This window comes from Pseudomonas sp. Irchel s3a12, from assembly GCF_900187485.1.
Lineage (GTDB): Bacteria > Pseudomonadota > Gammaproteobacteria > Pseudomonadales > Pseudomonadaceae > Aquipseudomonas > Aquipseudomonas neuropathica.
The window spans coordinates 206,201-224,779 of the sequence record NZ_FYDN01000003.1 but is presented as its reverse complement, the minus strand read 5'-3'; the positions used below and the strand labels follow the sequence as shown (position 1 = coordinate 224,779).

Here is an 18,579-nt window from a genome sequence, read left to right as displayed (position 1 = left end):
CTCCCACCTTTGAAATGCAGTCTAATGTGGGAGCGACGGTGCGACGATTCGACCTGCTCGCGAAAGCGTCTTCGTATTCAGCGCATAAACCTCAGCGCCAGCCCCCGACATCCCTCGTTCACCCGACCCTCCCGCCAGGCAATCTGCCCCGACACCATCGTCGCATTCACCCGATGCCGAAAGCTGCGCCCGGCAAACGGTGTCCATCCGCACTGCGACAGAATGGGTTGCCGATTTACCTCCAGGGCTTGCGGTTCAACCAATACCAGATCCGCCCAGTAGCCCTCACGTAGATACCCACGATCGGGAATCGCAAAAAGATCCGCGACTCTGTGGCTGGTCTTCGCCACCAGCGTAGTGATTGGCAGCACATCGTCCGCCACCAACTCTAGCAGTGCCGGTAACGCGTGCTGCACTAAAGGCAATCCCGCAGGTGCCTGCGTATAAGGTCGCTGTTTTTCAGCCCAGGTATGCGGTGCATGGTCACTGCCGATCACGTCCAGTCGATTGCTGTTCAGTGCCGCGCGTAGTGCATCGCGATCGGATTGGGTTTTGATCGCCGGATTGCATTTGATCAGGTTGCCGAGGTGGGGATAGTCGCGATCATCAAACAGCAAATGGTGCAGGCAGACTTCCGCCGTGATGTGTTTTTGCGCCAGCGGTCTGTCCTCGAACAACGCCAGTTCACGCGCCGTGGTCAGGTGCAAAACATGCAGGCGCGTGCCGTGACGTTTCGCCAGATCAACCGCTATTGAAGAAGAGCGATAACAGGTCTCGGCATTACGGATCAACGCATGGGCAGCCGGGGGCAAACGATCACCGAACAGCTCATGCAAGTTGGCGGCATTGGCGTTGATGCTGGGCGTGTGCTCGCAGTGAGCCAAGAGGATCGTCGGCACCTCGGCGAACAGTCGCTCGAGGATCTTCGGATCGTCCACCAGCATATTGCCGGTCGATGCGCCCATGAACACTTTCACCCCGGCGACTTCACACGGACTGAGCGCCGCCACTGTATCGAGGTTGTCCTGGCTCACGCCAAAGTGAAACCCGTAGTTGGCCACGGAGTTGATCGCAGCCCGGCGCTTTTTATCCGCCAACGCTTCGAGGGTGAGAGTGGCCGGGTTTGTATTCGGCATGTCCATAAAACTGGTGATGCCACCGGCGACCGCCGCCCGCGACTCGGTATGAATGCTGCCCTTGGCTGGCGCACCAGGCTCACGAAAATGCACTTGGTCGTCGATCATCCCCGGCAGCAGCCATTGGCCCTTCGCGTCGATTTCCACCTTGGCGTTTTCGCCTTCGATGCTGCGGGCAATCTTGACGATGCGCCCATTGCTGACCAACAGATCGCCGTCGAACTCGCGTCCTTCGTTGACCAGCCTTGCGTTGCGAATCAGCACGCTGCTCATGGGTTCAGAACTCGTTCTGCAAGGCTTTGTAGCCGCGCACCAGGTCGACGTTGGTGCGCGCCACGTCTTCAGAAAACTCCGAGGCGCTGACGCTGACCGGTGGAAATTGCGAGAGGTCGGTGTTCGGGCCGATGCGAGTCGTCGAGGGCACATAGAAAGCGTCCGGCAAATCCCGACCGTCGACCACCGAGTTGTGCCGCACCACACAACCGTTGCCGACGACGCAGTTGAACAGGACACTGTTGAAACCGATGAACACTCGATCGCCGACGACGCAGGGGCCGTGCACGATCGAGCGGTGGGCGATGGAACTGTACTCACCGATGGTCACAGCCGCGCCGGATTTGGAATGGATGACCACGCCGTCCTGGATATTCGAATTGGCGCCGATGATGATCGGCTCCATCTCGCCTGAGGCGTCCACTTCGTCGGCGCGAATGACTGCGTAGGGGCCAACGAAGACGTTCTCGCCGATCACCACTTTGCCGCAGATAATCGCGGTTTTATCGACGTAGGCCGACTCGGCAATGTGGGGCAAATGACCTGAAGGATTCTTGCGGATCATGGTTGGCTCAGTGCGTCGTAAAGAGTGTTGAGGTTGTATTCGAACAGACCGGTGAAGGTACTGGCGGGACCGCTGGCGGCGAGGGCATCCGAGTACAGCGTGCCGCCAATGTGCGCGCCGCTTTCGTCAGCGATCTGTTTGAGCAGGCGTGCGTCCTTGATGTTTTCCATGAACACCGCTTTGACGTGGGCATGGCGAATCTGGGTGATCGCCGCGGCGACTTCGGCAGCCGAGGGGTCGCGTTCGGTGGACAGGCCTTGCGGTGCCATGAAGTCGATACCGTAGGCCTGACCGAGATATCCGAAAGCATCATGGCTGGTAACGATCTTGCGGTTGCCCGGTGGCAGCGCACCGAGTTTGGCTTTGGCTTCGGCGAGCAGGGCGTAGATCTGCTTCAGGTAGGTTTTGCTGTTGCGTTCGTAATCGGCTTTGTTCGCGGGATCCGCAGCGATCAGTGCTTTGGTGATATTGGCGACGTACAACTCGGCGTTCGCCAGATTGTGCCAGGCATGCGGGTCGGGAACGGTTTGGCCGTCTTCATCCAGCGAGCGTGGAATCACGCCGTGACTGGCACTGATGACCGTGGTTTTGGTCTCGGTACTGGTGACCAGACGATCCAGCCATGGCTCGAAACCCAAGCCATTCTTGACGATCAGTTTGGCCTTCAGAAGGGCTTTGGCATCGTCTGGCGTCGGCTCGTAAGTGTGAGCGTCAGCGTCCGGTCCAACCATGTTGGTGATCTGGACATGTTCGCCGCCGACCTGATGGACCATGTCGGCGAGGATGCTGAAGCTGGTGACCACGGGCAGTTTTTCCGCGGCCGACAATGACATCGACAGCATCAGGCTGAACAGCACGAGTAGAGCGCGCATCGGGAAACACCTCATTGGGATGTGAGCAAAGGCGGGCGGCGCAACAGACCGTGCACCGGCCCGAACACCACGGACAACAGATAGCCAAGGCCGGCGATCAGCACGATGGCCGGGCCGCTCGGCAGCGAGTAGTAGAACGACAGCAGCAAGCCGAACCAGACCGAGAGGCAACCGATGACGGCCGCGATGGCAATCAGGGTCGGCAGCCGGCGGCTCCAGAATCGCGAAGCCGCAGCGGGAAGCATCATCAGGCCGACTACCATCAGCGCGCCGATGGCCTGGAAACCGATCACCAGATTGAGTACGACCAGCGTCAGGAACACGCCATGGGCGAGTGGGCCGAGGCGGCTGACGGTTCTCAAGAACAACGGGTCGAGGGTGTCGAGCAGCAGCGGTTTGTAGATCAGCGCCATGGCGATCAGGCTGAATCCCGAAACCCACAACATGCCGGTGAGGGTCGGACCATCGACGGCCAGTGCTGAGCCGAACAGCAGGTGCAACAGGTCGAGGCGTTTGCCGGCGATGCCGAGGATGAGTACGCCACTGGCCAGCGAGATTGGATAGATCGCAGCGAGACTGGCGTCTTCGCGCAGGCCCGTGCGGCGGGTGATCCAGGCGGCGAGGCCAGCCATGCTCAAACCGGCGCCTAAGCCTCCCAGCGTTAGCGCGGGCAGGCTCAGTCCGGCAAACCAGAAACCCAATGCCGCGCCGGGAAGGATACCGTGGGCCACGGCGTCACCGATCAGGCTCATCCGTCGCAGGATCAAGAACACGCCGAGGGGAGCGGTGCTGCACGCCAATACCAGTCCGCCGAGCAGGGCACGGCGCATGAACACGAACTCATTAAATGGTTGCCAGAGGTGGGCGACGGTGAGCATCAGGCCACCTGTGTGTGAGGTGTTTGCTGAATGAGTTCTGCGCTCGCACCAAACACGCAGTCGCGGTTTTTGATCAGCAACGTTTTGGGGATGTGTTGGCGTACGGCGGCGAGGTCGTGACACACCACGACCAGTGTCCGACCTTCGCCGTGCCAGCCGTGGATGTGCTGCCAGAGCAACTGCTGACCGAGTTCATCGAGTGCGGCGTGGGGCTCGTCGAGCAGCAGCACGGGCGCGTCGGTCAGGCTCAGTCGAGCGAGCAGGGCGCGTTGCAGTTCGCCACCGGACAGGGCCATGAGTGGGCGTTGCTCGAGTCCGCTCAGGTGCCAGTTCGCCAGTGCGTCTTTCAAGCGCTGGCTTCGTAGTTGAGTCGAGAGCCTGCGTCCCCAGAAACCGGCGGCGACCAGATCTTCGAGGCTGATGGGGAATTGGCGATCCAGATGCTGTTGCTGGGGCAGAAAGGACAATCCGCTTTGACGTGGGACACTCAGCCCGACATTGCCTGCCAATGGCTTTTGTAGCCCAGCGATCACTTTCAGCAGGCTGCTTTTGCCACAGCCGTTGGCACCGATGATTGCCGTCAGGCTGCCGCTGTCGAGTTCAAGGTCCAGGGGCACGGTCAGTGGTTGGCCGGGCGCACCCCAACTCAGGGATTGGCAGCGGATCATGCTTGCTCACGCTGCCAATGGCTTTCGGCGACGGCGTCGTGAGCGTGAAGACTTTCGGCGTGGATCACTCGCAGTTGAAATGCGCTGATACCGGGAGTACGTCGCAGGGCCAGATTCAGGCGGCGTGCCGCGTCTTCGCAGAACATCAGGTTCTGCCCGTTGGCGAGGGCGAAGGCTTGTTCGTCTGCGCGTTTCACGGCGGTTTGTACGGCGGTGCCGAGGGCAGCTTCAGCGTCATTGATGATCACGCTAAGAGGAAACTCATCAATGAAGTCGTCGAGGTGAAGGTGCAATTGTGCTGTGCTGCGTTGGCTGTGAGGCGTGGCAAGGATGCCTTGGGTCGAGCCAAGCCATGCCAGAACGTCGGCGTGTTGTAGAGCGTTGTTGGCGAAGTCGGCGATGAATTTCTGCTGGATCAACTGTCGCGCCAAGGCTGCTGAGCAAGGGCAAGTTGAGGAGTAGGGCACTTCGATTTTGAGTTCCACGTGGAACACTTCATTTATCAGGCTGGCGAAAATGCTCGCGGGATAAGACTTCCAGCCGGCCAATGGGCTGATCAGCGCTGACCTCTTCAGCAGCAAATCGGTGTGGATATTCAGGTAGGCGCGGTTGGATAAACCTTCGTGGCTTTGCAGGAAATCCTTGAGCACCTGATGCAGTAGCGCTGGGGACAGGTTCTTCTGTTCGAGCGCTTCCAAGGCCAGATACAGCCGCGACATGTGAATGCCACGCGCCTCGCCATCATCAAGACTGACACCCGCATCAGCCTTGGCGCTCAAGCGCTGACCCTCTAACAAAACAGGTAACGCAATGCCGCGCATGCCCACCCATTCGAGTGGCAAAGTTTGGCGTGCGACCTGCGCGGCGATATCCGGAAGTGTCATCGAATTCATGTTCGGGACCGTCGTGTTGATTGAATTGAATGTTACATTATAACAATTCAAATCACGATGCCTTTTTCATGAACAGGCTTTCATATGCACAGACGCCACTTGCTTAATCTGATCCTGGCCAGCGCGGCCCTCGCTCTCCCTTTCAGAGTTTCAGCTACGCAAATTCGTAATGCGCGCCTATGGCGCTCGGATGAAAAGCTGCGGTTGGTGTTCGATCTAAGCGGCCCGGTGCGCTATAAAACCTTCACGCTAACGGCCCCGGAACGTCTGATAATTGATGTGTCCAGTGCGAGCGTTGACGCAGATTTCCGTCAGCTCGCGCTAAATGGAACGGTGATTCGTTCGATTCGCTCCGGGCCTTTTGGTCACGGTGACACGCGGATTGTTCTGGATCTGAGCAATCCGGTGCTATTAAACAGCTTCCTTTTGGCGCCGCAGGACGGCCAGGGCCATCGCTTGGTTCTGGATCTGGTTAGCGCCAAATCCACGCCAAATACGCCAATGGTTCCACGTGAAACACCTGCGCTGAAAGCGCATCCAAGACGAGACATCATTGTTGTCGTTGACCCAGGGCACGGTGGAAAGGATCCCGGTGCTGTCGGTGCCAAGGGCGAAAGGGAAAAGGATGTGGTGCTTGCCATTGCGCAACTGCTCGCCAAACGCCTGAAAAAAGAGAGGGGCTTCGATGTAAAACTGGTGCGCAATGACGACTTTTTCGTGCCGTTGCGCAAACGCGTGGAGATCGCGCGTCAGCATAAGGCGGACATGTTTATCTCAGTGCATGCCGATGCAGCGCCGCGTCTGACTGCTTCCGGCGCGTCGGTATATTGCCTGTCTGAGGGCGGTGCGACATCGGCGACGGCACGCTTCATGGCGCAGCGGGAGAATGGTGCGGATCTGCTCGGCGCCACCAGTCTGCTCAACCTGAAAGGTAAGGATCCGATGCTGGCGGGGGTGATTCTCGACATGTCGATGAACGCGACGATCGCTGCCAGTCTGCAGTTGGGCAGCACGGTACTTGGCAGTCTGGCCGGCATCACTACGCTGCATCAGAAGCGTGTGGAACAGGCAGGATTCGCGGTTCTGAAATCGCCAGATGTACCTTCAATTCTGGTGGAGACCGGCTTCATTTCCAATGCGCGCGACAGTCAACGGCTGGTTACTGCGCGACATCAGCAGGCCGTGCCCAACGGGTTGTTTGAAGGATTGCAGCGTTATTTTGCAAAGAATCCGCCCATCGACAGCTACCTTGCCTGGCAGCAGGCGCAGAAAAACAACCAGGTTTAACAGCCGGTAATGCGGCTGCAGGTGAATTTTGCGCTGCTACCGCCCGAGCTGGAGAAACGATTGATGGTCGTCCAGCCGACACGTCGGGTGTAACCAACCCAGGCTTCGCCATCAGAGGCGACCCCGGTGAAGAACGTCAATTGCCCGAAACGGCTGTTGGTTTGCGCCCAATAACGCCGGCCAGTCTTTTCAAAACCGCGCAGATAAAGGGTGTTGCCGACGGTATTGACGCTATAAGCGTTGCCATCGGCGTCGACACAAGCCAGCAGGTTGGCGCTGCGTGTGCAGCTGGCGAGTGCCGGCAATTGCGCGCAGGCATTGCCGCCCAGCAACAACCCAAGGCTCAACATCGAGCATTTCAGCGCATTTCTCATGGCGATTTCCGGGTGCGGGATTGGCGAAGCTTCCTGTTGTTTGTCGATCAAGACAAGAGAAGGCTGGTTTCTTTTTATTGTTATACTATAACATTGGTTTGAATTAAGCCTGGGCAGCCCGATTTCAAGGCGTTGGTTTTCTACGTGAGCCACCGTAGGAAGCGCAAAAACGCCATGCGCCAGTAAAAGCGCCAATTGGCTGCCTTCTGAAGAGGATTATCCAATGTCAGCAGAATTGCCCGTCACCGTACTTTCAGGATTTCTCGGCGCCGGAAAAAGTACACTTTTGAATTACGTACTACGTAATCGAGAGGGTATGCGCGTGGCTGTTATCGTTAATGATATGAGCGAAATCAACATTGATGGCAGCGAAGTCCAGCGTGATGTCAGCCTGAATCGTGCAGAAGAAAGAATAGTCGAAATGAGTAATGGTTGTATCTGCTGTACGTTACGCGAAGACCTGCTGGAAGAGGTCAGCAAGCTGGCCCGTGAAAATCGCTTCGATTATCTCCTGATCGAATCCACCGGGATTTCCGAGCCGTTGCCCGTGGCAGAGACGTTTACCTTCCGCGATGAGCACGGCCAGAGTCTCTCCGACATCGCGCGTCTGGACACCATGGTCACTGTAGTCGACGGTGTGAACTTCCTGCCGGACTACCAGGCAGCGGAAAGCCTCGCCTCCCGTGGCGAGATCCTGGGCGAGGAAGACGAGCGCTCCATCACGGATCTGTTGATCGAACAGATCGAGTTCGCCGATGTGCTGTTGATCAGCAAGATCGACTTGATCAGCCAGCGCGAGCGTGAGGAGTTGATCGCGATCCTCCAGCGTCTCAACGCCCAAGCGGAAATCATCCCGATGGTGATGGGTGAGGTGCCGCTGGAGAAAATCCTCAATACCGGACGTTTCGACTTCGAGAAAGCCGCACAGGCACCGGGTTGGCTGCAGGAATTACGCGGCGAACACGTGCCGGAAACCGATGAGTACGGCATCGCCTCCACAGCCTATCGCGCCCGTCGGCCCTTTCACCCGCAACGCTTTTTCAGCTTTATCGATCGTCCTTGGCTGAACGGGAAATTGCTGCGCTCCAAAGGTTTCTTCTGGCTCGCGAGCAAACCCACCGACGCCGGCAGTTGGTCGCAGGCCGGTGGTTTGATGCGCCACGGTTTTGCCGGGCGCTGGTGGCGTTTCGTGCCAAAGGAGCAGTGGCCACAAGATCAGGAAAGCACCGCCGCGATCATGGAAAACTGGCTGTCGAGCGTAGGAGACTGCCGTCAGGAACTGGTGTTTATCGGTCAGAACATTGATTTCCTGCAGCTCTCAGCCGAACTGGATGCCTGCCTGCTCACCGATGAAGAAATGGCGCTCGGTGTCGAAGGCTGGCGATTGTTGCCAGATCCGTTCGGCCCTTGGCACGAAGAGGCTGCCTGATGCTCGCGCTAAAGCTGCTGCAGAACCGTACGCGCCATCAGCATCAAGGTCCGACACCGAAAGCGTTGACGCGAATCCTCGAAGACGACACCAACCTCGCCGTCTGGCAACGCCAACTGCCGTTGCACATCAGCGAGTTCGCTCACCTGCTGCTGTCGCTCAATGAGCCCTTGGCGGAATCGTTGTGCCTTGAGTTGCCGGATGAGGACGCCGAACCCGATCTCACCGGCCTGGCATCAGGCTTCCGTGATCTGGAAGGTTACGAGGGTTTTATCGCCGACCTGAAATGGCTGGTCAGCGCATTCGCCTGCTTACTGGGGGCAAAGCGTGTAGGTCTGCGCCTGCGGGTGCTCGATAAAGCCATGTGTCCACGCTTCCATGTCGATCACGTGCCGGTGCGACTGATCACGACTTATGCGGGTGTCGGCAGCCAATGGCTCAACGAGGGTGTGATGGATCGCAGTCAGCTGGGGCAGGCGAACGCGGAGCCCCACGTGCAAATCCAGCAACTCGACAGCGGCGATGTAGCGCTGTTGAAAGGCGAGAAATGGCATGGCAATGAAGGCTTCGGCCTGATTCACCGCTCGCCGCAACCCGCCGCGGGCCAGCGCCGCTTGATTCTGACCCTCGACTGGCTTGGCTAATGCGTCAAGGCTTGAGCCAAGAACCCTGGCTCTGGCCTTCGCAGTATGGCTTCAGATACGCGGCATCGGTGGCGACGCCGTAATAGTGGATATCCTGGCGATAAGGCATATTGGCGACTTGTGCGTTGCTGCATACGCCAAATGCACCGCTCGGGCACTGGTCGACGTACTGCACTTCGACTTTCTGTCCGGCCAGCGTCGGCTGGCAGAAACCGTCGTTGAACAGTTTCTCCGGGATATTGCGGTTCTGCTGACATACTTTGACGTCGAGCCGCTCGCCCTGACTGTGCACCACGCAGGCCTGAGCCCACGCTTCACTCGACAGTAGCGTCAACAGCAACGACCATCCCATCCAACGCATCTTTGAATCTCCCAAGAAAGCTTCATGCCATGTTGCAGAACATTCCTACCCATGTCATTGCTGGCCCTTTGGGCGCCGGCAAGACCAGCCTGATTCGTCAACTGATGGCTCAGCGGCCGGCTGGCGAGCGCTGGGCGGTGCTGATCAACGAGTTCGGCCAGATCGGCATCGACGCCGCCCTGTTGACGAGTGACGCCGAGGGTATCGCACTGGGCGAAGTGGCCGGCGGTTGCCTGTGTTGCGTCAACGGCGCGCCGTTTCAGATTGGCCTGGGGCGGTTGCTGCGCAAGGCGAAGCCAGATCGGTTGTTTATCGAACCGTCCGGGCTGGGGCATCCGGCGCAGCTGATTAGCCAGTTGAATGAGGCGCCGTGGCGAGGTGTGCTGGCGGTGCAGCCGTGTGTGCTGGTGCTGGATGCTCAGGCGCTGCAGGCGGGGAAAGCCTTGCCCGCAGCGCAACAAGAAGCCTTGGAAGCCGCTGGCCTGCTGTTGTTGAACAAGGCTGAAAACCTTGATGACAGGGCCAGGGGAAAAATCGCCAGCCAGTTGCCGGCAGTGCCGTTGGTCTGGACTCAAGAGGCGCAACTAAACCTGGGCGAACTGCCGGGCCTAGCCGCAAAAGCGGTCAACGGTTTGGATAACTTGGCCGTACCCAAGGGATTAGGACAAATGCCGGCCGTCTGGACTGATCCGACGCTGCCGATTTGCCTGAGTCAGGTGCAGGAAGGGGGCTGGAGTATTGGTTGGCGTTGGCATCCGGGGCAGACGTTCGACAAGCGGCACATTGCTGACTGGCTAGCCAGCCTCAATTGGCAGCGGGCGAAACTGGTTATCCACAGCTCGGAGGGTTGGGTGTCTGCGAATGCTTTGGATAATGCCGAGTTGATTTGGCAGGTCAGTGAGTGGCGAAAGGATTCGCGGATTGAGCTGATCTTCGTCGATCCGCAAAACATTGATGAGCTGCAGCAGGGTTTGTCGGGGTGTCGGGAAAGTTAGATCAAAAGATCGCAGCCTTCGGCAGCTCCTACATGGGATTCCCTGTAGGAGCAGCCGAAGGCTGCGATCTTTTGATTTTTAAGGCTTCCACTTGGTATGTTCTTGCCGCCACTGGCTCAACTCGATCACTTCCGCCCGCGGCTTGTGCACTTCCACTACTGGCGGCGTGTCGTCGAACGGTGCCGGGTAGGGCGCTAGTTCGATCTGCGCACTGTGCGCGCCAAACTGGGTGATGGTGCCGTTATGCCGGGTTTCGCCGGTCACGGTGAATTCAAAGTTGTACACCCGCGCCAGTCGTCGGCGACCGTTGGCGTCCTTGATGAAACCGATTTTCTTCAGGGCGACGTTGCCATCGAGCAGTTCGACCCGCACGTTCAGGCAATGCTGCTTGACCCGCTCCAGCGCTCGTTCGCGCAAGCCGTGGTTGTGCCATAGCCACGCGCCGGCAGCGGCGAACAGTATCAGCACGAAGATGTTTTCCAGGGTCAGCATCAACATCGAACTCCAAAAGATAGCGTCAGCTTAACTGCGTCGCCGGTCTGTCGTACAGGCTGCGTTTCGTCGCATACTGCGCGGCTTGAATTTCAATCGTTTTACGGAATGACCCGAATGAAACGTACGCCTCATCTGCTCGCCATTCAGTCTCACGTGGTGTTCGGCCACGCCGGCAACAGCGCCGCGGTTTTTCCGATGCAGCGGGTCGGGGTCAATGTCTGGCCGCTTAACACCGTGCAGTTTTCCAACCACACCCAGTACGGTCAGTGGGCCGGCGAAGTGCTGGCGCCGCAGCAGATTCCCGAGCTGGTCGAAGGGATCGCCGCGATTGGCGAGCTGGGCAATTGCGATGCGGTGCTGTCCGGTTACCTCGGCAGCGCGGCGCAGGGCCGGGCGATTCTCAGCGGCGTCGAGCGCATCAAATCGGTCAATCCGAAGGCGCTGTATCTGTGCGATCCGGTGATGGGCCATCCGGAGAAGGGCTGCAGCGTACCGACCGAGGTCAGCGATTTCCTGCTGGAAGAGGCGGCGGCCGTGGCGGACATCATGTGTCCGAACCAGTTGGAGCTGGACAGTTTTTCCGGGCGCAAGCCGCAGTCGCTGTTCGATTGCCTGGCAATGGCGCGGGCCTTGCTGGCGCGCGGGCCGAAAGTAGTACTGGTCAAGCATCTGGATTATCCGGGCAAACCGGCCGATGGCTTTGAAATGTTACTGGTGACGGCTGAAGGCAGCTGGCATCTGCGCCGTCCGTTGCTGGCGTTCCCGCGTCAGCCAGTGGGTGTGGGCGATCTGACGTCCGGCCTGTTCCTGGCGCGGGTGCTGCTGGGTGACAGCTTGGTAGCCGCGTTTGAATTCACGGCGGCGGCGGTGCATGAGGTGTTGCTGGAAACTCAGGCGTGCGCCAGTTATGAGTTGCAGCTGGTGCGGGCGCAGGACCGGATTGCGCATCCTCGGGTTAAGTTCGAGGCGACGGCGATCAGTCTTTAAGACCGCGTTGAATCCAATCGCGAGCAGGCTCACTCCTACAGGGAAACGCATTCCAATGTAGGAGTGAGCCTGCTCGCGATAGCGATTTCTTGACGCTACAAATCTCAGGCGTCGCCCTTGATCTCCTGATACCGCTTCTCCAGCTCCTGGCGAATCTGCCGACGCTGCTGCGCCTGCATGTAACGACGTTTGTCTTCACTGTTCTGCGGTTGCAGCGGCGGCACGGCGGCCGGCTTACGCTGGTCATCCACCGCGACCATGGTGAAGAAGCAGCTGTTGGTGTGACGCACCGAGCGCTCGCGGATGTTCTCGGTGACCACTTTGATGCCGACTTCCATCGAGGTGTTGCCGGTGTAGTTGACCGACGCGAGGAAGGTCACCAGTTCGCCGACATGGATCGGCTCGCGGAAAATCACCTGATCCACCGACAGCGTCACCACGTAGCGACCGGCATAACGGCTCGCGCAGGCGTAGGCCACTTCGTCGAGGTATTTGAGCAGGGTGCCACCGTGGACATTGCCAGAGAAGTTGGCCATGTCGGGGGTCATCAGTACCGTCATCGACAGCTGGGCGTTTCCGGGTTCCATAACGTTCTCACGGATCAAGGCTGATTGCTGGAAGCACCTCTGCGGGTGCCTGGTCGCTTTTCAAAAGCACCGTTATCGGGACGCCGGGCGACTGGCCGCCGTCACGCCGGAATCGATCTGTTTCCTTATATTGCACCGCATTCCAGGCGGAAGTCGCGGTGTTACCCTGCAAAAGCCCGCCTCAAGGGCAATTCCCACATCAAAAGCGGATTTTTACCTAGCTCGCTCAGACATTTCTGACGTCTGTGCGCGAGCCTCGTCATTCAAGGAGCCCACGCCATGCATGCCATCAGTTTTATTCAAGACCTGGCAGTGATCATGTTGGTCGCAGGTGTGGTGACCGTGTTGTTTCATCGCTTCAAACAGCCGGTGGTGCTCGGTTACATCGTCGCCGGCTTCATCATCGGCCCGCACACCCCGCCGTTCGGTCTGATCCACGACGAAGAAACCATCAAGACCCTCGCCGAACTCGGGGTGATTTTCCTGATGTTCTGCCTGGGTCTGGAGTTCAGCCTGCGCAAGCTGTTCAAGGTCGGCGCCACAGCGTTTATCGCGGCGTTCCTCGAGATCGTCCTGATGATCTGGATCGGCTACGAAATCGGCCGCTGGTTCGACTGGAACACCATGGACTCGCTGTTCCTCGGCGCGATTCTGGCGATTTCCTCGACCACCATCATCGTCAAGGCCCTCAACGATCTGAAGATGAAGAACGAGCGCTTCGCGCAGTTGATCTTCGGCGTATTGATCGTCGAAGACATCCTCGGCATCGGCATCATCGCACTGCTTTCAAGCATCGCCGTCAGCGGCACGGTCAGTTCCGGAGAAGTGTTTTCCACGGTTGGCAAACTGTCGCTGTTCATGATCGTCGCGCTGGTCATCGGCATTCTGCTGGTGCCGCGATTGCTGGCCTATGTGGCCAAATTCGAAAGCAACGAGATGCTGCTGATCACCGTGCTCGGCCTGTGTTTCGGCTTCTGCCTGCTCGTAGTCAAACTCGAATACAGCATGGTACTTGGTGCGTTCCTGATCGGCGCGATCATGGCCGAGTCGCGACAACTGCTAAAAATCGAGCGTCTGATCGAGCCGGTTCGCGACCTGTTCAGCGCGATCTTCTTTGTCGCCATCGGGCTGATGCTCGACCCGATGATTCTGCTCGAATACGCGTGGCCGATTGCGGTGATCACCGTAGCCGTTGTACTCGGCAAGATGTTGTCCTGCGGTCTCGGAGCGTTTATCGCCGGCAATGACGGACGCACCTCACTGCGCGTGGGGATGGGCCTGTCACAGATTGGCGAATTTTCCTTCATCATCGCCGCTCTCGGGATGACGTTGCAGGTGACCAGTAACTTCCTCTACCCGGTTGCCGTGGCGGTGTCGGTGATTACCACTTTGCTGACGCCGTATCTGATCCGCGCGGCTGATCCGCTGTCGATCAAGTTGTCCGCGGCTGTGCCCAAGCCTCTCGGCCGCGTGCTGGGCATGTATGGCGAATGGCTGCGCAGCATTCAGCCGCAAGGCGAGGGTGCAATGCTGGCGTCAATCATTCGCAAGATCTTGCTGCAAGTCGGCGTCAACCTGGCGCTGGTGATCGCGATCTTCTTCGCCGGCGCGTATTTCGCTGAACGCATCTCGCTGTGGCTGCAAGACTGGATCAGCGATCCGAGCTGGCAGAAGGCGTTGATCTGGGGCGGTGCATTGTTGGTGTCGTTGCCGTTCCTGATCGCCGCTTATCGCAAGCTCAAGGCGTTGTCGATGCTGCTGGCGGAGATGGGTGTGAAGCCGGAGATGGCCGGGCGTCACACGCAGCGAGTGCGCCGGGTGATCTCCGAAGTGATCCCGATTCTCTCACTGCTGGTGATTTTCCTGCTGCTGGCAGCCTTGTCGGCCAGTATCTTGCCGACCAACAAGTTGCTGGTACTGATCGCCGTGGTCGCGGCCGCCGTGGCGGCGCTGCTCTGGCGCTGGTTCATCCGCGTGCACACGCGGATGCAGGTGGCCTTGCTGGAAACCCTCGACAACCATAAGGAGTCGTCGGGGCACTGACCTGCCGGGGCGGCTGGCTGATCAGCTTTCCAGCCAGACGTCTCGCGCCCAGTGCCACACCGACTCCCAGGTTTCCTCGGCAATCAACTCTTCTTCGGCCTGCCACAACACCACCGTGCCATCCTCTTCGACACAGTAGTAGTCATCGCCGTCCTGACAGATTGGAATCAGGCTGCGATCAACACCGGCATCCCAGGCGTTGGCGGCCACATCCGGCAAGTAGGTGTGGGATTGTGGGTCGGTGACAGTCACCGGTTCGAGGCTACCGTAAACCACGTCGCTGACGGTCAGCAAAAACTCCCTGAAGACAAACGGAATATCGATGAACAGTTGTTCTTCGATTTCGACCAGCAGATCTTCGTCAGGCAACTCCAGGGGAACCGGTACCGGTTCGTTGGCTTCGCGCAGTTGTTCGATGATTTCTTCCACGTCCGGGATCCTCTTGCTTGAATGGCGCGGTTTATATGGGCCGGTTTATACAGTAGCTTGCTATAGATGCAACCGCGAAATAGAAAAACCCCGGACAAGTCCGGGGTTTTTGTTACCGCATGCTTAACGCAGAGGGGATCAGCCGTTCTGGCGGATACCGGCCACCAGCCAAGGCTGGTTGTCGCCCTGCGGACGTTCCATGTTCCAGCTTTCGCTGAACACTTCGCCCTGGTCGAAACGCGAGGTCTTCGACACACCGCTGAAGGTCAGGGTGGCGATGGTCTTGTCGGCGCGGTCATCCACACCATCCAGTTGCACCTGGAGATTGTCGATGTAGGTCGACTGGAAAGCGTCGCCCAGATCTGCACGCTCACGCTTGAGGAACTCAAGCATTTGCGGGGTCACGAACTCGGCGATCTTGTCCATTTCGTTGGCGTCCCAGTGCTGCTGCAGCGACTGGAAGTGGCTGCGTGCAGCTTCAAGGAAGTTCTGCTCGTTGAACCAGGCCGGCGCGTTGATCACCGGACGGGCGGCAGCAGGTGCAGCCGAACCACCGAAGATCGAACCCATGGCGGCAGGCTTTTGCTCGAACACTTCACGCTGCATCGGCGCGCCGGCCGGAGCGAATTGCTCTTGCTGCTTGCGGCGACGCGCGGCGATGAAGCGGAAGATCACGAACGCGATCACGGCCATGATCAGGATGTCGAAGATCTGCATGCCCTGGAAGCCGCCGCCCATGAACATGGAAGCGAGCAGGCCACCGGCGGCGATACCGGCCAGAGGGCCGAGCCATTTCGAAGCACCGCCGGCCTTGGCAGCAGCGCCAGCGGCACCGGCAGCACCTGCGGTCGCAGCGGCGCCGCCGACACCTGGAGAAGAAGGAGCCATCTGGCTGGTCTGGTGCGTCGGCGCAGCGCCGGCGCTTTTGCCACCACCAAAGCGCTTGGCGTTGGCGTCGAGGCTCATCGTCAGGCCGATGCACAACGCCATGGCGATGCTAAGAAAACGTTTCATAAAGGGAATTCCCGTTTGTGGAGACACGCGCGCCATGTTGCACAGCTGAAGTGTTACTGGCTAGCGAGAGAGTGTTTCGGGCTTTTGCCTGACAGGTCGCGTTCAGCTTCGCGAGGCAATAAGAGCGTGTACTTTTGGCTGTAGGAAAAGGAGATAGGTTCCGCAGGATTGTTGGTCAGAACACCAAACCCTGTGGGAGCGAGCCTGCTCGCGAAAGCCGCACCGCGGTCTATCAGATAAACCGCAGCGATTTCATTCGCGAGCAGGCTCGCTCCCACAAAAACAGCAAAACTGGTATCAGATTGCTTCCAGCTTGGCATAACCGAGCATCAGCCATTTGCTGCCTTCGCTGAAGTTCACCTGCACCCGTGCCTGGGCGCCGGCGCCTTCGAAGTTGAGGATCACCCCGTCACCAAAGATCGAATGGCGTACCGCCTGACCGAGGCTGAAACCCGTTTCCGGAATCTCGCTGCCGCTGAACAGATTGCTGCCGCTCATCGACTGATTGCCGCCGAACGGTCGGCTGACGCTGTTCGACAAGCGCACTTCCTGAATCAGGCCTTTCGGTACTTCGCGCACAAAGCGCGAAACCTTGTTGTAGGTCTCGCTGCCGTACAGGCGTCGGGTTTCAGCATAGGTCATCACCAGATTCTGCATCGCCCGGGTAATCCCCACGTAAGCCAGACGCCGCTCTTCTTCGAGACGCCCCGGTTCTTCCAGGCTCATCTTGTGCGGGAACAGGCCTTCTTCCATGCCCACGAGGAACACGTAAGGGAATTCCAGGCCTTTGGCGCTGTGCAGGGTCATCAGCTGAATGCTGTCTTCGTGTTCGTCAGCCTGAGTGTCCCCGGCTTCCAGCGAAGCATGGCCGAGGAACGCCGCCAGCGGCGTCAGTTCTTCATCCTCTTCGGTGTTCTCGAAGTTGCGCGCGGCGCTGACCAGTTCCTCAAGGTTTTCTACCCGGGCCTGGCCTTTCTCGCCTTTTTCCGCTTCGTGATAGGCGATCAGCCCGGATTGCTCGATGACGGTTTGCGTCATCAGGTGCAGCGGCATTTCCATGCACTTGGCGGCGAGGTTTTCGATCAGCTCGATAAACGCACCCAGCGCACCGGCGGCGCGACCGGTCAGGCCTTTATTGGCGACCAGTTGGCGCATCGCTTCCCACATCGACACATCGCTGTGGCGTGCGTGATCGCGGATGGCTTCGACGGTTTTTTCGCCAATGCCTCGGGCCGGCACGTTGATCACCCGTTCCAGCGCTGCATCGTTGCCGCGACCTTCGAGCAAACGCAGGTAGGCCATGGCGTTCTTGATTTCGGCACGTTCGAAGAAGCGCTGGCCACCATAAATGCGGTAGGGAATGCGCTCACGCAGCAAGGCTTCTTCGAGAACGCGCGATTGGGCGTTGGAGCGGTACAGAATCGCGATATCGCTGCGGGCCAAGCCGGTTTTCAGCGCGCTTTCGATGGTTTCGACAACGTAGCGTGCCTCGTCGTGTTCATTGAACGCAGCGTACAGATTGATCGCTTCGCCGTCGCCGCCGTCGGTCCACAGCTCTTTGCCCAGACGCCCGGTATTGTTGGCGATCAAGGCGTTGGCGGCCTTGAGGATGCCGGCGGTGGAGCGGTAGTTCTGCTCCAGACGAATGGTCACCGAATCCGCGAAGTCGGAAGAATACTGATGAATGTTCTCGATTTTCGCGCCGCGCCAGCCGTAGATCGACTGGTCGTCGTCGCCGACCACCATCAGGCTGTCGCCGCCTTTGCCAAGCAGGCGCAACCAGGCGTACTGCACGGCGTTGGTATCCTGGAACTCGTCCACCAGAATGTGCCGAAAGCGCTTTTGATAATGCGCCAACAGGCCCGGGTGATCGCGCCACAGGTCGAGGGCACGCAGCAGCAGTTCGGAGAAATCGATGACGCCGGCACGCTGGCACGCCGCCTCATAGGCCTCATAGATGCCGCGCATGGTCGCCAGGTACAAATCGCCGCTGGCCTGAATGTGTTGTGGACGCAGGCCTTCGTCTTTCTGGCCATTGATGAACCACTGCGCCTGACGCGCCGGCCAGCGTTGCTCGTCGAGGCCGAGTTCGCGGATCACCCGTTTGACCAGTCGTTGCTGGTCATCGCTGTCGAGAATCTGGAAAGTCTGGCTCAGGCCGGCTTCCTGCCAGTGCGCCCGCAGCAAGCGGTGCGCCAGGCCGTGGAAGGTACCGACCCACATGCCGGCCGGGTTGATCCCCAGCAACTGCTCGATGCGGTGACGCATCTCCGCAGCGGCCTTGTTGGTGAAGGTCACCGACAGAATGGAGTGGGGCGAGGCGTTTTCGACCTGGATCAACCAGGCGATACGGTGCACCAGCACTCGGGTTTTACCGGAGCCAGCACCGGCCAGGACCAACTGACGGCCAACGGGGGCTGCTACGGCCTGGCGTTGGGCATCGTTGAGGGAGTTCAGCAGAAGGGAGAGATCATCGCGCATCGGGGCATTCTAGGGTGCGCCGCAGGCCCGGGCAAACCGAGCTTTGCATTAGCCGATGAAACTCCCGTCGATGACGACCGGTCGGTCACTGGCTACAGGCATCGGCCCGCCGCGCTCCAAGGGTTTGGCCGGTGGCAAAGGACGGAAAAGTTTCGCTGAAATTATGAT

The 18,579-nt window shown here is 59.0% G+C and carries 19 protein-coding genes; 6 read left to right on the top strand and 13 right to left on the bottom strand.

Annotated features, from left to right (window positions below):
• Positions 1-77 precede the first annotated feature (77 nt).
• From CKW14_RS07210 to folE2, 6 genes are read right to left on the bottom strand one after another with little or no spacing between them, the layout of a single operon-like run.
• Positions 78-1,409, bottom strand: a complete 1,332-nt coding sequence (locus CKW14_RS07210) for a dihydroorotase (protein WP_095125067.1) — start codon at positions 1,407-1,409, stop codon at positions 78-80.
• A gap of 4 nt (positions 1,410-1,413) precedes the next feature.
• Entirely contained in the window at positions 1,414-1,974 is a 561-nt protein-coding gene (locus tag CKW14_RS07205) for a carbonate dehydratase (RefSeq protein WP_095125066.1), read from the bottom strand.
• Entirely contained in the window at positions 1,971-2,846 is an 876-nt protein-coding gene (locus CKW14_RS07200) for a metal ABC transporter substrate-binding protein (protein ID WP_095125065.1), read from the bottom strand. The genes CKW14_RS07205 and CKW14_RS07200 overlap by 4 nt, the downstream gene beginning before the upstream one ends.
• An 11-nt stretch (positions 2,847-2,857) precedes the next feature.
• Positions 2,858-3,724 (bottom strand): metal ABC transporter permease, encoded by an 867-nt coding sequence (locus CKW14_RS07195; protein ID WP_093429589.1) that lies wholly within the window; start codon positions 3,722-3,724, stop codon positions 2,858-2,860.
• On the bottom strand, positions 3,724-4,392 hold the full coding sequence (locus tag CKW14_RS07190) for a metal ABC transporter ATP-binding protein (RefSeq protein ID WP_093429590.1): 669 nt from the start codon (positions 4,390-4,392) through the stop codon (positions 3,724-3,726). Before CKW14_RS07190 ends, CKW14_RS07195 begins: the two co-directional genes overlap by 1 nt.
• On the bottom strand, positions 4,389-5,285 hold the full coding sequence (folE2, locus tag CKW14_RS07185) for a GTP cyclohydrolase FolE2 (RefSeq protein ID WP_095049612.1): 897 nt from the start codon (positions 5,283-5,285) through the stop codon (positions 4,389-4,391). The genes CKW14_RS07190 and folE2 overlap by 4 nt, the downstream gene beginning before the upstream one ends.
• A gap of 84 nt (positions 5,286-5,369) precedes the next feature.
• Here folE2 and CKW14_RS07180 point away from each other — a divergent pair, with 84 nt between their 5' ends.
• Positions 5,370-6,572, top strand: a complete 1,203-nt coding sequence (locus tag CKW14_RS07180; protein WP_095125064.1) for an N-acetylmuramoyl-L-alanine amidase — start codon at positions 5,370-5,372, stop codon at positions 6,570-6,572.
• Here the strand turns inward: CKW14_RS07180 and CKW14_RS07175 are convergent.
• Entirely contained in the window at positions 6,569-6,946 is a 378-nt protein-coding gene (locus tag CKW14_RS07175; protein WP_095049678.1) for a glutamine synthetase, read from the bottom strand. The two genes, CKW14_RS07180 and CKW14_RS07175, sit on opposite strands and share 4 nt — an antisense overlap.
• A gap of 223 nt (positions 6,947-7,169) precedes the next feature.
• Here CKW14_RS07175 and zigA point away from each other — a divergent pair, with 223 nt between their 5' ends.
• Complete coding sequence (gene zigA, locus CKW14_RS07170) at positions 7,170-8,375, top strand: zinc metallochaperone GTPase ZigA (protein ID WP_095125063.1); 1,206 nt, start codon at positions 7,170-7,172, stop codon at positions 8,373-8,375.
• Entirely contained in the window at positions 8,375-9,019 is a 645-nt protein-coding gene (locus tag CKW14_RS07165; protein WP_095125062.1) for a DUF1826 domain-containing protein, read from the top strand. Before zigA ends, CKW14_RS07165 begins: the two co-directional genes overlap by 1 nt.
• A gap of 4 nt (positions 9,020-9,023) precedes the next feature.
• On the opposite strand, the gene CKW14_RS07160 is transcribed toward CKW14_RS07165, so the two are convergent.
• Positions 9,024-9,380 carry a hypothetical protein gene (locus tag CKW14_RS07160; protein WP_016984020.1) on the bottom strand — a complete coding sequence of 119 codons (357 nt, stop codon included), beginning with the start codon at positions 9,378-9,380 and terminating at the stop codon, positions 9,024-9,026.
• Between the two features lie 29 nt (positions 9,381-9,409).
• Here CKW14_RS07160 and CKW14_RS07155 point away from each other — a divergent pair, with 29 nt between their 5' ends.
• Entirely contained in the window at positions 9,410-10,375 is a 966-nt protein-coding gene (locus CKW14_RS07155; RefSeq protein WP_095125061.1) for a GTP-binding protein, read from the top strand.
• Positions 10,376-10,453: 78 nt separating this feature from the next.
• On the opposite strand, the gene CKW14_RS07150 is transcribed toward CKW14_RS07155, so the two are convergent.
• On the bottom strand, positions 10,454-10,867 hold the full coding sequence (locus CKW14_RS07150) for a DUF3301 domain-containing protein (RefSeq protein ID WP_026000521.1): 414 nt from the start codon (positions 10,865-10,867) through the stop codon (positions 10,454-10,456).
• A gap of 117 nt (positions 10,868-10,984) precedes the next feature.
• On the opposite strand from CKW14_RS07150, the gene pdxY reads away from it, so the two are divergent.
• Entirely contained in the window at positions 10,985-11,857 is an 873-nt protein-coding gene (gene pdxY / locus CKW14_RS07145; RefSeq protein ID WP_095049617.1) for a pyridoxal kinase PdxY, read from the top strand.
• Positions 11,858-11,961: 104 nt separating this feature from the next.
• On the opposite strand, the gene CKW14_RS07140 is transcribed toward pdxY, so the two are convergent.
• Positions 11,962-12,444, bottom strand: a complete 483-nt coding sequence (locus CKW14_RS07140; protein ID WP_003229693.1) for an acyl-CoA thioesterase — start codon at positions 12,442-12,444, stop codon at positions 11,962-11,964.
• 279 nt (positions 12,445-12,723) lie between these two features.
• Here CKW14_RS07140 and CKW14_RS07135 point away from each other — a divergent pair, with 279 nt between their 5' ends.
• Positions 12,724-14,487: a cation:proton antiporter gene (locus CKW14_RS07135; protein ID WP_007912064.1), complete on the top strand. Its 1,764-nt coding sequence runs from the start codon at positions 12,724-12,726 to the stop codon at positions 14,485-14,487.
• A gap of 21 nt (positions 14,488-14,508) precedes the next feature.
• Here the strand turns inward: CKW14_RS07135 and CKW14_RS07130 are convergent, their stop codons facing one another.
• From CKW14_RS07130 to uvrD, 3 genes are all read right to left on the bottom strand, one after another.
• Positions 14,509-14,916, bottom strand: coding sequence for an SMI1/KNR4 family protein (locus tag CKW14_RS07130; protein WP_003187120.1), 408 nt, complete (start codon positions 14,914-14,916; stop codon positions 14,509-14,511).
• A gap of 138 nt (positions 14,917-15,054) precedes the next feature.
• Positions 15,055-15,930, bottom strand: a complete 876-nt coding sequence (locus tag CKW14_RS07125; RefSeq protein ID WP_095049619.1) for a Tim44 domain-containing protein — start codon at positions 15,928-15,930, stop codon at positions 15,055-15,057.
• A 297-nt stretch (positions 15,931-16,227) separates the two neighbouring features.
• Positions 16,228-18,411, bottom strand: a complete 2,184-nt coding sequence (gene uvrD / locus CKW14_RS07120; RefSeq protein WP_007912069.1) for a DNA helicase II — start codon at positions 18,409-18,411, stop codon at positions 16,228-16,230.
• Positions 18,412-18,579 lie beyond the last annotated feature (168 nt).

Excerpts from the sequence above, each read along its gene's own strand:
- CKW14_RS07140 (WP_003229693.1), bottom strand. The coding sequence starts at position 12,444 with ATGGAACCCGGAAACGCCCAGCTGTCGATGACGGTACTGATGACCCCC.
- CKW14_RS07135 (WP_007912064.1), top strand. The coding sequence starts at position 12,724 with ATGCATGCCATCAGTTTTATTCAAGACCTGGCAGTGATCATGTTGGTC.
- CKW14_RS07160 (WP_016984020.1), bottom strand. The coding sequence starts at position 9,380 with ATGCGTTGGATGGGATGGTCGTTGCTGTTGACGCTACTGTCGAGTGAA.
- CKW14_RS07190 (WP_093429590.1), bottom strand. The coding sequence starts at position 4,392 with ATGATCCGCTGCCAATCCCTGAGTTGGGGTGCGCCCGGCCAACCACTG.
- CKW14_RS07125 (WP_095049619.1), bottom strand. The coding sequence starts at position 15,930 with ATGAAACGTTTTCTTAGCATCGCCATGGCGTTGTGCATCGGCCTGACG.
- CKW14_RS07165 (WP_095125062.1), top strand. The coding sequence starts at position 8,375 with ATGCTCGCGCTAAAGCTGCTGCAGAACCGTACGCGCCATCAGCATCAA.
- zigA (WP_095125063.1), top strand. The coding sequence starts at position 7,170 with ATGTCAGCAGAATTGCCCGTCACCGTACTTTCAGGATTTCTCGGCGCC.
- CKW14_RS07155 (WP_095125061.1), top strand. The coding sequence starts at position 9,410 with ATGTTGCAGAACATTCCTACCCATGTCATTGCTGGCCCTTTGGGCGCC.
- CKW14_RS07210 (WP_095125067.1), bottom strand. The coding sequence starts at position 1,409 with ATGAGCAGCGTGCTGATTCGCAACGCAAGGCTGGTCAACGAAGGACGC.
- CKW14_RS07195 (WP_093429589.1), bottom strand. The coding sequence starts at position 3,724 with ATGCTCACCGTCGCCCACCTCTGGCAACCATTTAATGAGTTCGTGTTC.
- uvrD (WP_007912069.1), bottom strand. The coding sequence starts at position 18,411 with ATGCGCGATGATCTCTCCCTTCTGCTGAACTCCCTCAACGATGCCCAA.
- CKW14_RS07175 (WP_095049678.1), bottom strand. The coding sequence starts at position 6,946 with ATGAGAAATGCGCTGAAATGCTCGATGTTGAGCCTTGGGTTGTTGCTG.
- folE2 (WP_095049612.1), bottom strand. The coding sequence starts at position 5,285 with ATGAATTCGATGACACTTCCGGATATCGCCGCGCAGGTCGCACGCCAA.
- CKW14_RS07150 (WP_026000521.1), bottom strand. The coding sequence starts at position 10,867 with ATGCTGACCCTGGAAAACATCTTCGTGCTGATACTGTTCGCCGCTGCC.
- CKW14_RS07200 (WP_095125065.1), bottom strand. The coding sequence starts at position 2,846 with ATGCGCGCTCTACTCGTGCTGTTCAGCCTGATGCTGTCGATGTCATTG.
- pdxY (WP_095049617.1), top strand. The coding sequence starts at position 10,985 with ATGAAACGTACGCCTCATCTGCTCGCCATTCAGTCTCACGTGGTGTTC.
- CKW14_RS07205 (WP_095125066.1), bottom strand. The coding sequence starts at position 1,974 with ATGATCCGCAAGAATCCTTCAGGTCATTTGCCCCACATTGCCGAGTCG.
- CKW14_RS07180 (WP_095125064.1), top strand. The coding sequence starts at position 5,370 with ATGCACAGACGCCACTTGCTTAATCTGATCCTGGCCAGCGCGGCCCTC.